Below are 15,579 nucleotides of genomic sequence, written 5' to 3' on the forward strand. Positions count from 1 at the left end.
AACCCGCGTTCACGCAAGTGACGCGGGTTTTTGCTTTTTACTTTCGCCCCAAGCTTCGCCGCCATATTCGACGCCGACGAGCGTTGTGCTTTTTGCAACGATTGCTCGCTGTTCTCTACAGGATTGCGACAAGAACGGAAAACCGGCCTCACCGATTTCACGTTCCGGCCCGCCGCCTGCCTGATTCACGCCATATGTGCGCTTTCGTACAACAACGAGCCATTTTCCGCCCCGCACCATCGCGCGTCAACGCGAGTTTCCCGGTATCGTTATATCCATAGAGGAAAAGCTACAGTTTAAGTGCGCGATGGTCGCGTTTTCTCCGACGCCAGGCGGGACAAGGCTTGCGGGACGACGATCAAAAGGCGAAGAAACCGTAGTTTTTGCAGCAATCGATTAAGGGACGGTAATGCCTTACCGATGTTTTATCCCCCGAAAGACGAACGATCATGCGTTGCACAGGAGGCGCGCCAAAATGGCCGACAGAGACTCAAGCCAAAGCGGTTGCGATCCGATAACGCATTCATAGAGGAAAAACGTATTTCGTATTTCAGCCGCGTGCGGCGGCGCAAAAGCCGCATCGGCCAATGCATGCGCAATTGTTGATGTCACAGAGGAGAGCAATCATGGACGCAAAACCGACGAAAATCCCGACGCCCGACAAGGTGTTCTGTCCGGATCCGGAGCCGGTTGGCGTCGAGTTTCTCGCGACCGAACTGCCCGAGCATGTGCGCGCGTTCTTCGATGAACAGCGCAACTCGGCGCAGTCGAAATAGGCGGATCCGCTGGATCACGCCGTCGTCGTGAGAACGACGCCCGCTGCGCGCGGCGCACACGGACCCGATGGTCCGCTTATGGCTCACGCCAGGATGCGTCGCGCCTCGCGTTCATGACCGCTCTCCGGCGAGTCGTGCGGCGCGGCTCGCTTCTCCGAAATCTTTCGCTCTCGACTGACCTGCGGGCTTCGGCCTGATTGCGCGGTGCGCTATTCTGGCTCTTTTGCCTTGAGACCGTTGAGACCGATGCGCCGCCGATCGAAGTCTTTCCTCCTTTCCTTAGCCGCTTCAGCCTGTCTACTCGCACTCGCCGCGCCCTCCTCCGCACGCGCCGACGGCGACGACACTCCGTTCACCAATCTCATCGCGCTCGTTTCGCAACGGCTTGCGCTGGCCGAGCCGGTGGCGCGCTGGAAATGGGCGCATCACGAGCCGATCACCGACGCGCGGCGCGAAGAAGCGCTGCTCAAGCACGTCGAGGAAAAGGCCGCGGCCGCGCAGGTCGATACGGATTTCGCGCGCCAGTTCTTCCGCGATCAGATCGAAGCCAGCAAGGACGTGCAGAATGCGCTCTTCGCCAACTGGCGCGCGCTGAAGGCCGCACCGGAAGCCGCACCGCCCGATCTCGCGAAGGACACGCGTCCGAAGCTGGACCGGCTCACGCAATCGTTGATGTCAGCGCTCGCGCACGTCGAGCCCATTCGTCATGCGGACGACTGCCCGATGCGCCTGGCTGAGAGCGTTGCGCGCTGGAAGCATCTGACGCGCTATAACTCATCGATGAACGAACCGCTGCAGCGCGCGCTGTCGCATGTGTGCGCGTCCGGCGGCGTGGGCGCGGTCGGCTGATGAGCTTTTAGACGGCCGCGAGCATTTCGGCGGTGAGCGGCGTTACGGCCAGACCACGCGCCAGGCGCTCGCTCAGAACCCGGTAGGTCGACAGCTCGAACGCGCGCGACGTGCGGTTCGAGACCAGCGCGCCCGCCTGCGCGAGCGTATCGGCGGTGCCGAGATACTGCCAGTCGTCGATCACATGCCACACGCGCAGCGCCGAGGCGGCATCGCGCTCTTCGATCGCGATCGGGCCAGCGTAAGGCCAAGGCGCGCCACGAACATCGCCGGTCCGCGATTTCGGCGCGCGATTGTGCACGGGCCGCGCCTGCGCGATCCATTGCGTCTCCGCCAGCAACGCGCCGATTTCACCTCCGGTCGCCTTCCACTCGACGCGGCGCACGAGCGCTGCAAGGCGCAGATCTTTCGCCGAACGCCGAGGCCCGACGAGATGCGAGCGCACTCGCTGACGCAGTTTCACGCTGCGGCCCGCATAGAGCGGCGCGTCGTCGTCGCCATAAAACATGTAGACGCCGCAGCCTGCGGGAATCTGCTCGATCGTGTCCTCGTCGATGTGCGCCGCGAGCTGGAAGCGGCGCGTCACCCGTTCGAGATGTCCGCGCAATACGTCCGGCGCGTGCGCGCGATGCAGGTGCTGCCAAAACTGCCAGAGCAGATCTGCATCGGCGAGTGCGCGGTGCCGCGCCGAGGGCACGAGCGCATGACGTTCGACGAGCGCATCGAGGCCGTGACGGCTTTCGCCCGGATAGACCGCGCGAGACAACTGCACCGTGCACAGCACGTCCGGCGCGAAGCGCAGCCCGATTCGCTTGAACTCACCCTTCAGGAAGCCGTGATCGAAGTGCGCGTTGTGCGCAATGAACAGACGGCCATTCATCCGTTCGAGCAGAGCCGAGGCGAGTTCCTCGAAGGTGGGCGCGTCGCGAACCATCGTGTCGTCGATGCCGGTCAGTTGCTGGATGAATGCCGGAATCGGCTTTTGCGGGTTGACCAGCGACGTCCACTGCGAAACGCCTTGCGGCCCGGCCTCCACGATCCCGATTTCGGTGATGCGATCCACGCCGAACGTCCCGCCGGTCGTTTCTAGATCAACGAATACGACGGGCTCCGATGGGTAGGCCAGGTTTGAGAACGGTTCGAAATGCATCGTGGACGGCGGAGAGTCGGCGCGATGGCCGGATTGAGAACACGCGATGGCGACGGGATTGCCCATTCTAACGCAGGGCGCGGTGGCCGGCTTTCGCTGGCGGGCTTGCCTGTTTATCGCAGCTTTGGGGTTGGGATTTCAAATCAACTCATAGTCGGCGGTCACGTCGAGGGCCATTTCGCGGAGCATTTTGGCGATCATTAAGATCGATACGATAGCAATGGCGGATAACCCGTAATCGCATTCCCTGATTAGCAAATATTTTTTGTCGGCGCACGAGATGCAGAGCGCAGGTACCGACAGGGCAGCACGGCGCGAATAGGCGGGCCGGCGCGCCGCCCGCCACGCCAGATCTTGGCGCCGCTGGCATCGACCGAAACCTCGCTTCGCGGCAGTAGTTTTATTTGATCTCCCAAAAATCAATATTTTCGAAAATTAATATCGACGCGAATTCCCGCGCCCGCCATTCAAATAATCCGCATTGAGTTGAATTCGTTTCTTTAATTCGACCAGCCACAGTAACAACACTATTCGGCCTGCAAGTGTTTACTCGTCTTGCCCGATTCTCCGAAATTAAGAATAATGGAAATTAAAGAGTAACTTAAATGTAAGTGGAGGCCACGATCATGATGCAACTCAATCGAGTCGCGCAGTGGTTGAATTCGCTGCTAACGCCATCGATGGAACAGCCGGATGAAATCGCTTCACGGAGCGAATTCGATCCGGCATGGCATGGCGATCATTGGCAAAACCTGTTGTCATCGCCCATGGACGCGCGTCACTACGTCATGGAAGACTGGACGACACCGCTCGACGTCGACCTCGTCGCCGTCGAACCCGCGCCAGCACAGGCCGACGCGCCAAACTGACCCACGGAAAACGCAGGCAAAAAAAAAGCGCGACCGGGAAGTCGCGCTGACAAAGTTTGGAGATCTTTTTCCGTCAACGAAAAAGTCTGCTTCGGAAAGCAGAAATGACAGTATAGCGAGATGGCTCGCACAAATTACCTGCAGATTCAGCAAACTTCTGTTTCAAATATCTCAACAATTCATTTTCGGGCCTTGTCCCATTGATTTTGCGTACCGATTCATGTCGCACATGCGCAACGTCGTATGGTTGACACTTCTGCGCTTACGACTTTATTCGCCGATAAACCCCTGTATTTAAAGAAAAATACCCATCACCAAGATCATTGCCGCTGCAACAATGGTTTATTGCGGAAATTGGAACGCCCTCCTCTGTAACGCCGTCTTTACACTTCGTCTGGTCCGGAAACATATGTGTCCCACCGCGGATGCATGGCTCCTCCGCCGAGCGCCTCTCGCAGCGCGCCGGAGCGAGGTTTCCACAAAGCCTGGGTCCAAGGCCCTATCTGCTCTCGGAGTTACAAAGATGAAAAAGACTCTCGTGGTCGCCGCCCTGTCGGGCGTTTTTGCTACCGCCGCCCATGCGCAAAGCAGCGTCACGCTGTACGGCCTGATCGATGCCGGCCTGACGTACACGAACAACAACGTCAGCACCTTCGGCGGCGACGGTCACAGCAACTGGAAGGCGACGAGCGGCTCCGCGAACGGCAGCCGTTGGGGCCTGCGTGGTTCGGAAGACCTCGGTGGCGGCCTGAAGGCGATCTTCACGTTGGAGAACGGCTTCAACATCATGAACGGCCAGAACGGCCAAGGTGGTCGCGAGTTCGGCCGCCAGGCGTTCGTCGGTCTGTCGAGCAACCAGTTCGGCGCAGTGACCCTCGGCCGTCAATATGACTCCGTCGTCGACTTCCTCGGGCCTCTGGCTCTGACGGGCACGCAATACGGCGGCACGCAGTTCGCCCACCCGTTCGACAACGACAACCTCGACAACACGTTCCGCGTCGACAACTCGGTCAAGTACACGAGCGCGAACTACGCTGGCTTCAAGGTCGGCGCGATGTACGGCTTCTCGAACCAGGCTGGCGGTTTCTCGAACAACCGCGCATACAGCGCAGGCGTGTCGTATAACTACGGCCCGTTGAACGTCGCCGGTGCGTACTTCCAGGCGAACAACGGCGGCCAGGCTGCCGGCGCCCTCACGACGGATCAGACGCCGTTCGCGGCAGGCCGTCAGCGCATCTTCGGTGGTGGCCTGAACTACGCGTTCGGCCCGGCGACGGTCGGCTTCGTCTTCACGCAGACAATGCTCGACAACGCGACGGCTCTGACGAACGTCGGCTCGCAAGGCCTGGGCAACATCGCGCTCGGCGGCGGCAGCGTCCGCTTCACGAACTACGAAGTGAACGGCCGCTACAACCTGACGCCGGCATTGTCGATCGCGGGTAACTACACGTTCACGGATAGCCACATCGCAGGCGAAAAGCCGAAGTTCCACCAGTTCAACCTGCAAACGGCATACGCGCTGTCGAAGCGCACCGACGTGTACCTGCAGGGCGAGTACCAGCACGTGGCGGACGCGGGCGACCTGCCGATCGGCGCGACGATCAACGGCGTGGGCATCTCGTCGTCGACGAACCAGGTTTCGGCAACGGTTGGCGTGCGTCACCGCTTCTAAGCTTCACACGCAGTTCTGTTGTGCAAAAAGCCGCTCCTCGGAGCGGCTTTTTTTCGTCCGTGCTTCGCGCGGCGCGGAAGTTCAGTGGGGATATCGCACATCCAGAATATCGATCTGCTGCACGCCCGCGGGCGTGTGCAAGGCGACCGTATCGCCGATCTTGGCCTTCAGCAGCGCCCGCGCCACCGGCGAAATCCAGCTCACGTAGCCGCGGTCCAGATCAACCTCGTCGACGCCCACGATCGTCACGGTCTTCACGTCGCCGTCGTCGCCGGCGTAGTCCACGGTCGCGCCGAAGAACACCTGATCGACGTTCTCCTGCTTGCTGCTGTCCACCACTTCCGCCAGATCCAGGCGCTTGCCCAGAAAGCGGATACGCCGGTCGATTTCGCGCAGACGTCGCTTGCCGTAGATGTAGTCACCGTTTTCCGAACGATCGCCGTTGGAGGCCGCCCAGGAGACCAGCCTGACGACCTCCGGGCGCTCGGTATCCAGAAGCTGCAGAAGCTCGTCACGCAGGCGCTGGTGGCCTTGAGGCGTGATGTAGTTCTTGGTGCCCGCCGGAACGTCCGGATGGCCGAGATCGATGTCGTCGTCGCTGTCGTCCGACTCTTTGACAAATGCCTTGTTCATGATGCGAATCGCTTCCGAATTGCCAGGATTGGTGCTTTGAAAACATCAACTTACCACGTCGCGCCTCGGGTTCGTGGCCGCCCTTTCGATGGAACGTCAGACGAAAATCGAGATTTTGCCTAAAAACCCTTCCTTTTTGAAAATAGCTTGGCTATAATTCCGCTTCTGCGTGCGGCTGTAGCTCAGTTGGATAGAGTACTTGGCTACGAACCAAGGGGTCGTGGGTTCGAATCCTGCCAGCCGCGCCACTTATTCTGATGCTCTCGCGCTAACGAGGTCATCGAGTGCTTAACCACTAGCGCAATGAAGTAACACAGTGTTGTACCGTTTTGCGTGCGGCTGTAGCTCAGTTGGATAGAGTACTTGGCTACGAACCAAGGGGTCGTGGGTTCGAATCCTGCCAGCCGCGCCACTTATTCTGATGCTCTCGCGCTAACGAGGTCATCGAGTGCTTAACCACTAGCGCAATGAAGTAACACAGTGTTGTACCGTTTTGCGTGCGGCTGTAGCTCAGTTGGATAGAGTACTTGGCTACGAACCAAGGGGTCGTGGGTTCGAATCCTGCCAGCCGCGCCATTTTTTGAAGGGCCTTCCACACGGAAGGCCCTTTTTCTTTGCGCCGACGAAAGGGCTCACACGCGCGGCGTCGAGCCGATATCGCCGATATGCATGTTCGGCGATGGCACATCCTCGACCGAGGCCACCGCGCTCGATTCCCCGATCGCCTCGGCGCGCGCACCGAGCAGCGATTGCGGGCGACGCAGGAATTCGTCTTCGACGGTATGGCCGAACGCATGGCGCACGAATGCGCGCAAGAGCGCGATCCTCAGCGATTCGCCACGCCCTTCCACCGGCTTGCCCTCCCTGCCAAAGCTCACGGTGCACACCACTTCGCCACGGCCGTGATCGTGCATTTCCAGCCGGCAGGCGCGCTCCAGTACGACCGACGCAGCCTCCCACGACGTCGACGGCAGGAAACGCCCGTCCCAGGGCTTGCCCCGGTCGTTGCCGCGAATGGAGAGCGTCTCTCCGCTGTCGGTGAAATGAATCTCGCGGATGAAGTCGTGCAGCCCGCGCGCGACCCAATAGTCGAGCGTGGGGCCTTCGAGATCGGAAGTGTTCATTGCAGCGCTCTCCTGTTGTCGGACGACGACAGGCGTGCACGCTGCGTACCCGCAGGGCGTCAGTAGTCGGCGCGCTCGCGGTCGATGCGCATGCCGCCGTCCTGGTTGCGGTGATGCGGTTCGTCGCTTGGACGCTCGCGCGCGATGCGCATCACGTCCGGATTGGTGCGTACACGGCGCATGACATTGGCCAGATGCACGCGGTCGCTGACCTGAATCACGAAGCGCAGCAGCTTGGCTTCCTGCGACACGTCTTCGTCCATCGCGATATGCACGATGTTCGCATCCGCCGACGTAATATCCGCCGCGACGCGCGCGAAGACGCCCTTCGTGTTCTTGACCAGCACCTTCACGGCGACATCGAACAGACGGCCCGGCTGCGGCGCCCACGCGACGTCGATCCAGCGGCCCGGATCGCGGCGATGAATGCGCTGCGCGACGCGGCATTCGGTCGTATGAATCGCCATGCCGAGCCCGATGCCGATGTAGCCCATGATGTTGTCGCCGGGAATCGGGCGGCAGCAAGGCGACAACTGGACCGACATGCCCTCCGTGCCCGTGATGACCACCGGCGGCGCGGTATTGGTGTTGTGATGCTCGCGATGCGGATGCTCGTCGTCATCGACGATGCCGTTCATCAGCACCTCGATGCGCTTGGCCATGACCGCCGCCACGCGCCGGCCGAGACCGATGTCGGCGAAGATTTCCTGGCGCGTCTTGTTGCCGGTCCACAGCACGAGCTTTTCCCACACTTCCGGCGTGACGTCGGACAGCGCAAGGCCGTAGCCCTTGAGACTCTGATCGACGAGCCGCTCGCCCAGCTGGACGGACTCGTTCAGGCGCATCGTCTTCAGGTAATGACGGATGGCCGAGCGCGCCTTACCGGTGCGCACGAAGCCGAGCCACGCGGGATTCGGCTTCGAATACGGCGCGGTGATCACCTCGACGATATCGCCGCTCTTGAGCTCCGTGCGCAGCGGCAGGAGCTCGTTGTTGATCTTCACCGCGACGCACTGGTTGCCCAGGTCGCTGTGAATGGAATACGCGAAGTCGAGCGCGGTCGCGCCGCGCGGCAGCGGCATGATCTTCGACTTCGGCGTGAACACATAGACCGCGTCCGGGAACAGGTCGATCTTGACGTGTTCGAGGAATTCGCTCGAATCGCCCGCTTCGCTCTGAATGTCGAGCAGCGACTTGAGCCACTGATGCGCGCGCTTCTGCACGTCGTTGAGATCCGCGCCACCGTTCTTGTACAGCCAGTGCGCGGCGACGCCCGCTTCCGCTATCTCGTGCATCTTGCGCGTGCGGATCTGGAACTCGATCGGCGCGCCGAACGGGCCGACCAGCGTCGTATGCAGGGACTGATAGCCGTTCACCTTCGGAATGGCGATGTAGTCCTTGAATTTGCCCGGCACGGGCTTGTAGAGCGCATGTAGCGCGCCGATGCACGTATAGCATTCGAGCGCGCTCTCCACGACCACGCGGAAACCATAAACGTCGAGCACCTGCGAGAACGACAACTGCTTGTCGCGCATCTTCTTGTAGATGCTGTAGATCGTCTTTTCGCGGCCGGTGACTTCCGCGTTGATCTTCGCATCGGCGATGGTGCGCTGCACCGCTTCGAGAATCTTGCCGACCACTTCGCGCCGGTTGCCGCGCGCCGCCTTCACCGCTTTTTCGAGCGTGGCGTAGCGGTTCGGATTGAAGTTCGCGAAGGAAAGGTCCTGCAGCTCGCGATACGTATTGTTCAGACCGAGCCGATGGGCGATCGGCGCATAAATATCCAGCGTCTCGCGTGCGACGCGCCGGCGCTTTTCCGGCGGCACCGCGCCCAGCGTGCGCATGTTGTGCAGCCGGTCGGCGAGCTTGACGAGAATGACGCGCACGTCGCGCGCCATCGCGAGCAGCATCTTGCGGAAGTTTTCCGCCTGCGCTTCCTCGCGATTGCGGAATTCCATCTTGTCCAGCTTGGACAAGCCATCGACCAGTTCCGCGACCTTCGCGCCGAAGCGCTCCGCGATCTCGGTCTTGGTGACGCCCTGATCCTCGATCACGTCATGCAGCAAGGCCGCCATGATCGATTGCGCGTCCAGCTTCCAGCCCGCGCAGATTTCCGCGACGGCGACCGGATGCGTGATGTACGGCTCCCCGCTCTGGCGATACTGCCCCAGATGCGCTTCGTCGCTGAAATGGAAGGCCGCCTTGACTTCCTTGATCTCTTCCGGAGTGATGTAGCTCGCGAGCGTGTTCGTCAGCTTCGCGATGGAAACGACGTCATGCCTGCGCGGCTGCTCCGGCGTGGCGGTCGGGCCGAACAGATGGCGGAACGACTGTTCGAGGACCGCGTCGATGTACTTGCGCGCCGCATGCGGCTTGTCGGCGTCGAGCACCGAATCGGCGTCGATTTCGATGTCGGGATCCACGGCGGTGGAGACGGGCAACGGTGTCTGGCTCATCTTCGCCTCCGTGGTGATGTGACGCGCTGGGGTCGTCGGTTGCAGAAATTGAAACCGCTTTAGCCGCCGCCCTTAGACGGGCACCTTCTTCAGCATTTCAATGCCGACCTGGCCCGAGGCGATCTCGCGCAGCGCAACGACGGTCGGCTTGTCGCGGCTCTCGATCTTCGGCGTGTGGCCTTGCGCGAGCTGACGTGCGCGATACGTCGCGGCGAGCGCGAGCTCGAAGCGATTGGGGATTTGTTTCAGGCAGTCTTCAACGGTGATGCGGGCCATGTTTGTTTCCTTCTCGATATGGACTTTATTCTACCTTATGTGACCGATACGACCCGGCCACTCCAGTGCGTCACGCCTGCGGCGTGGAGTGGATGCCGAGGTCGACGAACAACTGCGTATTGCGTGCGTATTGCGACGTGAAGCGCAGACGCGTCGCAGCTACGAGACAGCGCAGTTCGGTGAGCGCCCGATCGAAGTTCTCGTTGATGACGACATACTCGGCTTCCGACGCATGCGCCATTTCGCTACCGGCCGCGAGCAGGCGACGCACGATCACTTTTTCGGAATCCTGGCCGCGTTTCTTGAGGCGATCTTCGAGCGCATCGAGCGACGGCGGCAGGATGAAAATTTCCACCGCATTGCGGAACTGCTTCTTCACCTGCTGCGCGCCCTGCCAGTCGATTTCGAGCAGCACGTCGTGGCCCTGCTTCATCTGGTCCGCGATCCACAGCTTCGAGGTCGCGTAGTAGTTGCCGTGCACTTCGGCGCTTTCGAGAAACTCGCCCTTCTCGCGCCGTTCCATGAATTCATCGACGGACACGAAGTGATACTGCACGCCGTTGGTTTCCTTCGACCGCGCTTCGCGCGTCGTGTACGACACCGACAGCAGGATGTCCTTGTCCTCGGCCAGCAGCGCGTTCACGAGCGTGGACTTGCCCGCGCCCGAGGGCGCGACCACCATGAACAGGTTGCCGGGATAGATACCCGTGTACTGGCTGTGCGAGCGGTGTGTGTTCGGCATGATGTTGCGTTACTCCAGATTCTGTACTTGCTCGCGCATCTGCTCGATGAGCAGCTTGAGCGTCATCGATGCATCGGCGAGTTCCTTCGCCGCGGCCTTCGAGCCGAGCGTGTTCGCTTCGCGGTTGAGTTCCTGCATCATGAAGTCGAGGCGCTTGCCGACCTTGCCGCCCTTCTGCAGCACGTGGCGCGTTTCATTCAGATGCGCGGTGAGACGTTGCAATTCCTCGGCGATGTCGATGCGAATGCCGTACATCGTCACTTCCTGGCGAATGCGCTCGGCAATTTCTTCGCGCGGCACGCTGGTCGTGACCGTCGCGCCGCCGTCCGTCGTGGCGATGCCGAGCGCGTCCTGCAGACGCTCGACGATCTTCTGCTGATGCCGGGCGATCAGTTCCGGCACGAGCGGCGTGATGCGCGCGACGATGGCTTCCATCTCCGTCACGTTGTTGATGAGCACGCCGCCGAGCGCCGCGCCTTCACGCGCGCGCACTTCGATGAGATCGGCAATCGCCTGCTTGCCGCACGCGAGCACGGCTTCGCGCAACGCTTCCTGCGACACCGCGCTTTCGGCCAGCACGCCGGGCCAGCGCAGGATTTCGCCGGTACGCATGCGTTCGGCGTCGGGGAAGATATCGAGCACGGCGCGCTCGAGCGTGGCGAGCTGGGAGAGCGCGTCGCGATTGAGCGCGCCCGCGTTGGCCGTCTGCTCGACCCGATTCAGGTTGATGCGGATATCGACCTTGCCGCGCGAGAGCCTGGTCATCAGCATTTCGCGCAGTTGCGGCTCGGTGGCACGCACGTCTTCGGGCATGCGGAAATTCAGGTCGAGAAAGCGCGAGTTCACCGTGCGCAATTCCACCGATACGCCGATGCTCGAAGCCGTGCCGCCATTGGGTCCCACGCCATCCGCGACGACTTCGCGCGTCGCGCTGGCATAGCCTGTCATGCTGTAGATCATGGTACGTCTCGCGATGTGAGCCTTCGTTGCGAAGGCCGTTTCGATACGAAACGCCCGGCGCTTTTCGAAGGTGCGCTGGGAATGGCACGCGTTGGCTGCCGGGCGAGGAATCCGCATTATCCCATTTTTGGCGTCGTGGCCGTCCGAATGACGAGTGCAATGGCGTGACGCGCGCGCAACGCCTGAAAGTGAATGACGATAAAATCCCGTGATTCGCAGTTCCACTTCCCAATCACGACATCCATGACCGATTCCCCCTTGCTCAAGCCTTCTCCCCCGCGCCCGAGCGGCCGCCGCGCGAACCAGTTGCGCGACGTGCGCATCACGCGGCATTACACGAAGCACGCGGAAGGTTCGGTGCTCGTCGAATTCGGCGATACCAAGGTGATCTGCACGGCGAGCATCGCCGAGCGCGTGCCCGAATTTCTGCGCGGCCGTGAACAGGGCTGGCTCACCGCGGAATACGGCATGCTGCCGCGCGCCACGCACACGCGCAGCGACCGCGAAGCCGCGCGCGGCAAGCAGACGGGGCGCACGCAGGAGATTCAGCGCCTGATCGGTCGCGCGCTGCGTTCCGTGTTCGATCTGAACGCGCTCGGCGCACGCACGCTGCACATCGACTGCGACGTGATTCAGGCCGATGGCGGCACGCGCACGGCGAGCATCACGGGCGCGTTCGTCGCGGCGCACGATGCGGTGGGCAAGCTGCTTGCGGCGGGCAAGATTGCGCAGTCGCCGGTGAAGGACTTCGTCGCGGCGATCTCGGTCGGTGTCTTCGAAGGCGCGCCCGTGCTCGATCTCGACTACGACGAAGACTCGCAATGCGACACCGACATGAACGTCGTGATGACGGGCGCCGGCGGCTTCGTCGAGGTGCAGGGCACGGCGGAAGGCGCGCCGTTTTCGCGCGACGAGATGAACGAACTGATCGCGCTCGCCGACAGCGGCATCAAGGCGCTGATCCTGAAGCAGAAGGAAGCACTGGGGATTCAAGGTGTCTGATGTCAACGGTCTTGGCCGCGTCGTGCTCGCGTCGAACAACGCGGGCAAGCTGCGCGAATTCGCGTCGCTGCTGGATGCGGCGGGCATCGAACTGATCGCGCAGGGCGAGCTCGGCGTGCCCGAGGCGCCCGAGCCGCACGTGACGTTCGTCGAAAATGCGTTGGCGAAGGCGCGGCATGCCTCTTCGTTGACCGGCCTGCCCGCGCTGGCGGACGACTCCGGCCTGTGCGTGCGCGCGTTGAACGGCGCGCCGGGCGTGTATTCGGCGCGTTACGCATCGCTCGATGGCGGCGAGAAGAGCGATGCCGCGAACAATGCGCGCCTCGTCGCGGATCTCGCCGACAAAGCCGATCGCCGCGCGTATTACTTCTGCGTGCTGGTGCTCGTGCGTCATGCCGACGATCCGGAACCGCTCATCGCCGAAGGACGCTGGCACGGCGAAGTGCTCGACGCGCCGCGCGGCGCGAACGGCTTCGGCTACGACCCATACTTCTTCCTGCCCGCGCTCAACGCGAGCGCCGCCGAGCTCAATCCCGCGCGCAAGAACGCGTTGAGCCATCGCGCGCTCGCGCTACGCGAACTGCTGCAACGACTGAAGGAACTTGCGTGAGCGCCGGACCGAAGACCATCAACGTGGTGCAGGCATTCACGTCGCCGGGCAGCATCAGGCTGACGTCGCTGCCGCCGCTCTCGCTGTACGTGCATTTTCCGTGGTGCGTGCGCAAGTGCCCGTACTGCGACTTCAACTCGCACGAGTGGAAGGACGACACGTTCCCCGAAGAACGCTATCTCGATGCGTTACGCGCCGATCTCGAAAGCGCGCTGCCGCTCGTGTGGGGACGGCAGGTGCATACGATTTTCATCGGCGGCGGCACGCCTTCGCTGCTGTCGGCGAAGGGTCTCGACCGTTTGCTATCGGATGCGCGCGCGCTGCTCCCCATCGACGCCGATGCCGAGATCACGCTCGAAGCCAATCCCGGCACCTTCGAAGCCGCGAAGTTCGCATCGTTTCGCGCGAGCGGCGTGAACCGTTTGTCGATCGGCATTCAGAGTTTCAACGAGGCGCATCTGAAGGCGCTCGGCCGTATTCACGACGCGACGCAGGCGCGCCGTGCCGTCGAAATCGCAGCCAAACACTTCGACAATTTCAATCTCGACCTGATGTTCGCGCTGCCGCAGCAATCGCTCGACGAGTGCCGGCATGACATCGAGACGGCGCTTGCCTTCGCGCCTCCGCATTTGTCGCTGTATCACCTGACGATGGAGCCGAACACGGTCTTCGCGAAGTATCCGCCCGTGCTACCCGACGACGACGCGTCCGCCGACATGCAGGACTGGATTCACGAGCGCACGCGCGAGGCCGGCTACGAGCGCTATGAAGTGTCGGCGTATGCGAAGCCGCATCGACAGAGCCGGCATAACCTGAATTACTGGCGCTTCGGCGATTACCTCGGCATCGGCGCGGGCGCGCATACGAAGCTGTCGTTTCCATCGAAGATTCTGCGTCAGGCGCGCTTCAAGCATCCCGCCTCGTACATGGATCACGCGCTCTCGCCCACCGAAACGCCGATTCAGGAAGAGCGTGAAGTCGGTCCGCGCGATCTACCCTTCGAGTTCATGCTGAACACGCTGCGTCTGGTCGAAGGCTTTCCGGTGCACGCTTTCGTCGAGCGCACGGGGCTCGCGCTGTCCGCGATCGAACCGGCGCTCGTTCAGGCGGAGAAGCGCGGCTTGATCACGCGCAGCATCGAACGCATCGCGCCCACCGAGCTCGGCCAGCGCTTTCTCAACGACCTGCAGGAACTGTTCTTGAAGGACCCGAAAAATTGAGCGCACCCACGATGGCGCCGGGCCCGGTGATGCGGCATCGCCCGTTCGCGCTGTTCTGGACCGCGCGGGTGATGTCGTCGGTGGCTTTTCAGATGATGTCGGTTGCGATCGGATGGCAGATCTATTCGATCACGCATAGCGCCTACGCGCTCGGTTTCGTCGGACTCGCACAATTCCTGCCGATGTTCGTGCTGACGCTCGTCGTCGGGCACGTGGCCGACCGTTACGACCGGCGCACGATCGCGTACGTGTGTCAGGCGATCGAGGGCCTCGGCGCGCTCGCCCTGTGTCTGGGCGCATGGCACGGCTGGGACAGCGTCGCACCGATCTACGCGATCGCGATGATCACGGGCGCGGCCCGCGCGTTCGAATCGCCGTCGATGGCGGCGCTCCTGCCGAATCTCGTCGCGCGTTCCCAGTTGCAGCAGGCGACCGCGTGGTCGACTTCCGCCAATCAGACCGCGATGATCCTGGGCCCGGCGATGGGCGGCCTGCTGTACGGTCTGGGCGCGCTCACGGTGTACGGCGCGGTGACGATCGCTTTTCTGGCGGCGGCGTGCTCGATTGCCGCGATCCGCATCGACGCGCCCGTGCGCATGCGCGCGCCCTTGTCGTTCGAAGCGCTGTTCTCGGGCATCGGCTTCATCAGAGGCAAGCCGGTGATTCTGGGCGCGCTGTCGCTCGATCTGTTCGCGGTGCTGCTCGGCGGCGCAACGGCGCTCCTGCCGGTCTATGCGCGCGACATCCTGCATACCGGCCCGTGGGGGCTCGGCGTGCTGCGCGCGGCGCCCGCCGTGGGCGCGCTCGCCGGTTCCATTTACCTGGCGCATTTTCCGTTGCGCCAGCGGGCGGGCACGGCCTTGTTCGGCGGCGTAATCGCGTTCGGCATTGCGACGATCCTGTTCGGTCTGTCGCGCGATATCGTGTTTTCGCTGGCGGCGCTCGCCGTGCTCGGCGCTTCGGACGTGATCAGCGTGGTCGTGCGCTCGTCGCTCGTGCAATTGCAGACTCCCGACGAGATGCGCGGACGCGTCGGCGCGATCAACTCGCTGTTCATCGGCACGTCGAATCAGCTCGGCGAGTTCGAATCGGGCATGACGGCGGGGCTGTTCGGCGCGGTGCCAGCGGTGCTGATCGGCGGCGTCGGGACGATCGCCGTCGCGCTGCTGTGGATGCGGATATTTCCCGCGCTGCGGGCGACGAAATCGCTGGAAGGCTGAGCGCCCCTTTCCGCCGATGA

General features: G+C 62.3%; 16 protein-coding genes and 3 tRNA genes. 11 read left to right on the forward strand and 8 right to left on the reverse strand.

Features of this window, described 5'->3' with window-relative positions; translation table 11 throughout:
* Positions 1 to 9: 9 nt before the first annotated feature.
* Complete coding sequence (locus tag AWB79_RS39380; protein WP_157695713.1) at positions 10 to 189, reverse strand: hypothetical protein; 180 nt, start codon at positions 187 to 189, stop codon at positions 10 to 12.
* A gap of 437 nt (positions 190 to 626) precedes the next feature.
* On the opposite strand from AWB79_RS39380, the gene AWB79_RS40015 reads away from it, so the two are divergent.
* Both AWB79_RS40015 and AWB79_RS07905 read left to right on the forward strand, forming a co-directional pair.
* Positions 627 to 776 (forward strand): hypothetical protein, encoded by a 150-nt coding sequence (locus AWB79_RS40015; RefSeq protein WP_198398987.1) that lies wholly within the window; start codon positions 627 to 629, stop codon positions 774 to 776.
* Positions 777 to 1,022: 246 nt separating this feature from the next.
* Positions 1,023 to 1,625, forward strand: a complete 603-nt coding sequence (locus tag AWB79_RS07905; protein WP_061166829.1) for a chorismate mutase — start codon at positions 1,023 to 1,025, stop codon at positions 1,623 to 1,625.
* 7 nt (positions 1,626 to 1,632) lie between these two features.
* On the opposite strand, the gene AWB79_RS07910 is transcribed toward AWB79_RS07905, so the two are convergent.
* Positions 1,633 to 2,775 (reverse strand): exonuclease domain-containing protein, encoded by a 1,143-nt coding sequence (locus AWB79_RS07910; protein ID WP_061166830.1) that lies wholly within the window; start codon positions 2,773 to 2,775, stop codon positions 1,633 to 1,635.
* 626 nt (positions 2,776 to 3,401) lie between these two features.
* Between AWB79_RS07910 and AWB79_RS07915 the strand changes: the two genes are divergently transcribed.
* Both AWB79_RS07915 and AWB79_RS07920 read left to right on the forward strand, forming a co-directional pair.
* Positions 3,402 to 3,644 (forward strand): hypothetical protein, encoded by a 243-nt coding sequence (locus tag AWB79_RS07915; RefSeq protein ID WP_061167021.1) that lies wholly within the window; start codon positions 3,402 to 3,404, stop codon positions 3,642 to 3,644.
* A 523-nt stretch (positions 3,645 to 4,167) separates the two neighbouring features.
* Positions 4,168 to 5,316, forward strand: a complete 1,149-nt coding sequence (locus AWB79_RS07920) for a porin (RefSeq protein WP_061166831.1) — start codon at positions 4,168 to 4,170, stop codon at positions 5,314 to 5,316.
* 81 nt (positions 5,317 to 5,397) lie between these two features.
* On the opposite strand, the gene greB is transcribed toward AWB79_RS07920, so the two are convergent.
* Complete coding sequence (gene greB, locus AWB79_RS07925; RefSeq protein WP_061166832.1) at positions 5,398 to 5,949, reverse strand: transcription elongation factor GreB; 552 nt, start codon at positions 5,947 to 5,949, stop codon at positions 5,398 to 5,400.
* A 171-nt stretch (positions 5,950 to 6,120) separates the two neighbouring features.
* Here greB and AWB79_RS07930 point away from each other — a divergent pair.
* The 3 genes from AWB79_RS07930 (at position 6,121) to AWB79_RS07940 (ending at position 6,525) form a co-directional block, all read left to right on the forward strand.
* Positions 6,121 to 6,197: transfer RNA gene (locus AWB79_RS07930), tRNA-Arg, on the forward strand.
* A gap of 87 nt (positions 6,198 to 6,284) precedes the next feature.
* Positions 6,285 to 6,361: transfer RNA gene (locus AWB79_RS07935), tRNA-Arg, on the forward strand.
* Between the two features lie 87 nt (positions 6,362 to 6,448).
* Positions 6,449 to 6,525 (forward strand) — tRNA-Arg (locus AWB79_RS07940).
* Positions 6,526 to 6,581: 56 nt separating this feature from the next.
* Here the strand turns inward: AWB79_RS07940 and AWB79_RS07945 are convergent.
* The 5 genes from AWB79_RS07945 to AWB79_RS07965 form a co-directional block, all read right to left on the reverse strand.
* The gene (locus tag AWB79_RS07945; protein ID WP_061166833.1) at positions 6,582 to 7,073 is read right to left on the reverse strand and encodes a phage protein NinX family protein; all 492 of its coding nucleotides are present in this window, start codon (positions 7,071 to 7,073) and stop codon (positions 6,582 to 6,584) included.
* Between the two features lie 59 nt (positions 7,074 to 7,132).
* The gene (locus tag AWB79_RS07950; protein ID WP_061166834.1) at positions 7,133 to 9,529 is read right to left on the reverse strand and encodes a RelA/SpoT family protein; all 2,397 of its coding nucleotides are present in this window, start codon (positions 9,527 to 9,529) and stop codon (positions 7,133 to 7,135) included.
* A gap of 72 nt (positions 9,530 to 9,601) precedes the next feature.
* The gene (gene rpoZ / locus AWB79_RS07955) at positions 9,602 to 9,805 is read right to left on the reverse strand and encodes a DNA-directed RNA polymerase subunit omega (RefSeq protein ID WP_050456014.1); all 204 of its coding nucleotides are present in this window, start codon (positions 9,803 to 9,805) and stop codon (positions 9,602 to 9,604) included.
* A gap of 70 nt (positions 9,806 to 9,875) precedes the next feature.
* Positions 9,876 to 10,547: a guanylate kinase gene (gene gmk, locus AWB79_RS07960; RefSeq protein WP_061166835.1), complete on the reverse strand. Its 672-nt coding sequence runs from the start codon at positions 10,545 to 10,547 to the stop codon at positions 9,876 to 9,878.
* A 9-nt stretch (positions 10,548 to 10,556) separates the two neighbouring features.
* Positions 10,557 to 11,507, reverse strand: coding sequence for a YicC/YloC family endoribonuclease (locus AWB79_RS07965; protein WP_061167022.1), 951 nt, complete (start codon positions 11,505 to 11,507; stop codon positions 10,557 to 10,559).
* Between the two features lie 243 nt (positions 11,508 to 11,750).
* Between AWB79_RS07965 and rph the strand changes: the two genes are divergently transcribed.
* The 4 genes from rph to AWB79_RS07985 are packed head-to-tail and all read left to right on the forward strand — an operon-like array spanning position 11,751 to position 15,559.
* On the forward strand, positions 11,751 to 12,509 hold the full coding sequence (gene rph / locus AWB79_RS07970) for a ribonuclease PH (protein ID WP_061166836.1): 759 nt from the start codon (positions 11,751 to 11,753) through the stop codon (positions 12,507 to 12,509).
* Positions 12,502 to 13,119, forward strand: a complete 618-nt coding sequence (rdgB, locus tag AWB79_RS07975) for an RdgB/HAM1 family non-canonical purine NTP pyrophosphatase (protein ID WP_061166837.1) — start codon at positions 12,502 to 12,504, stop codon at positions 13,117 to 13,119. Before rph ends, rdgB begins: the two co-directional genes overlap by 8 nt.
* On the forward strand, positions 13,116 to 14,339 hold the full coding sequence (gene hemW, locus AWB79_RS07980) for a radical SAM family heme chaperone HemW (RefSeq protein WP_061166838.1): 1,224 nt from the start codon (positions 13,116 to 13,118) through the stop codon (positions 14,337 to 14,339). The genes rdgB and hemW overlap by 4 nt, the downstream gene beginning before the upstream one ends.
* Before the next feature lie 11 nt (positions 14,340 to 14,350).
* Complete coding sequence (locus AWB79_RS07985) at positions 14,351 to 15,559, forward strand: MFS transporter (protein WP_232470850.1); 1,209 nt, start codon at positions 14,351 to 14,353, stop codon at positions 15,557 to 15,559.
* The last annotated feature ends 20 nt before the right edge of the window (positions 15,560 to 15,579 follow it).

It is taken from the genome of Caballeronia hypogeia (genome assembly GCF_001544875.2).
In the GTDB taxonomy this organism is placed as follows: Bacteria; Pseudomonadota; Gammaproteobacteria; order Burkholderiales; family Burkholderiaceae; genus Caballeronia; species Caballeronia hypogeia.

Bases quoted from the DNA above. Each gene is read 5' to 3' on its own strand.
- AWB79_RS07910 (WP_061166830.1), bottom strand. From the start codon at position 2,775: ATGCATTTCGAACCGTTCTCAAACCTGGCCTACCCATCGGAGCCCGTC.
- rpoZ (WP_050456014.1), bottom strand. From the start codon at position 9,805: ATGGCCCGCATCACCGTTGAAGACTGCCTGAAACAAATCCCCAATCGC.
- rph (WP_061166836.1), top strand. From the start codon at position 11,751: ATGACCGATTCCCCCTTGCTCAAGCCTTCTCCCCCGCGCCCGAGCGGC.
- AWB79_RS07985 (WP_232470850.1), top strand. From the start codon at position 14,351: ATGGCGCCGGGCCCGGTGATGCGGCATCGCCCGTTCGCGCTGTTCTGG.
- AWB79_RS40015 (WP_198398987.1), top strand. From the start codon at position 627: ATGGACGCAAAACCGACGAAAATCCCGACGCCCGACAAGGTGTTCTGT.
- greB (WP_061166832.1), bottom strand. From the start codon at position 5,949: ATGAACAAGGCATTTGTCAAAGAGTCGGACGACAGCGACGACGACATC.
- AWB79_RS07950 (WP_061166834.1), bottom strand. From the start codon at position 9,529: ATGAGCCAGACACCGTTGCCCGTCTCCACCGCCGTGGATCCCGACATC.
- AWB79_RS07945 (WP_061166833.1), bottom strand. From the start codon at position 7,073: ATGAACACTTCCGATCTCGAAGGCCCCACGCTCGACTATTGGGTCGCG.
- AWB79_RS07905 (WP_061166829.1), top strand. From the start codon at position 1,023: ATGCGCCGCCGATCGAAGTCTTTCCTCCTTTCCTTAGCCGCTTCAGCC.
- gmk (WP_061166835.1), bottom strand. From the start codon at position 10,547: ATGCCGAACACACACCGCTCGCACAGCCAGTACACGGGTATCTATCCC.
- AWB79_RS07920 (WP_061166831.1), top strand. From the start codon at position 4,168: ATGAAAAAGACTCTCGTGGTCGCCGCCCTGTCGGGCGTTTTTGCTACC.
- AWB79_RS07915 (WP_061167021.1), top strand. From the start codon at position 3,402: ATGATGCAACTCAATCGAGTCGCGCAGTGGTTGAATTCGCTGCTAACG.
- AWB79_RS07965 (WP_061167022.1), bottom strand. From the start codon at position 11,507: ATGATCTACAGCATGACAGGCTATGCCAGCGCGACGCGCGAAGTCGTC.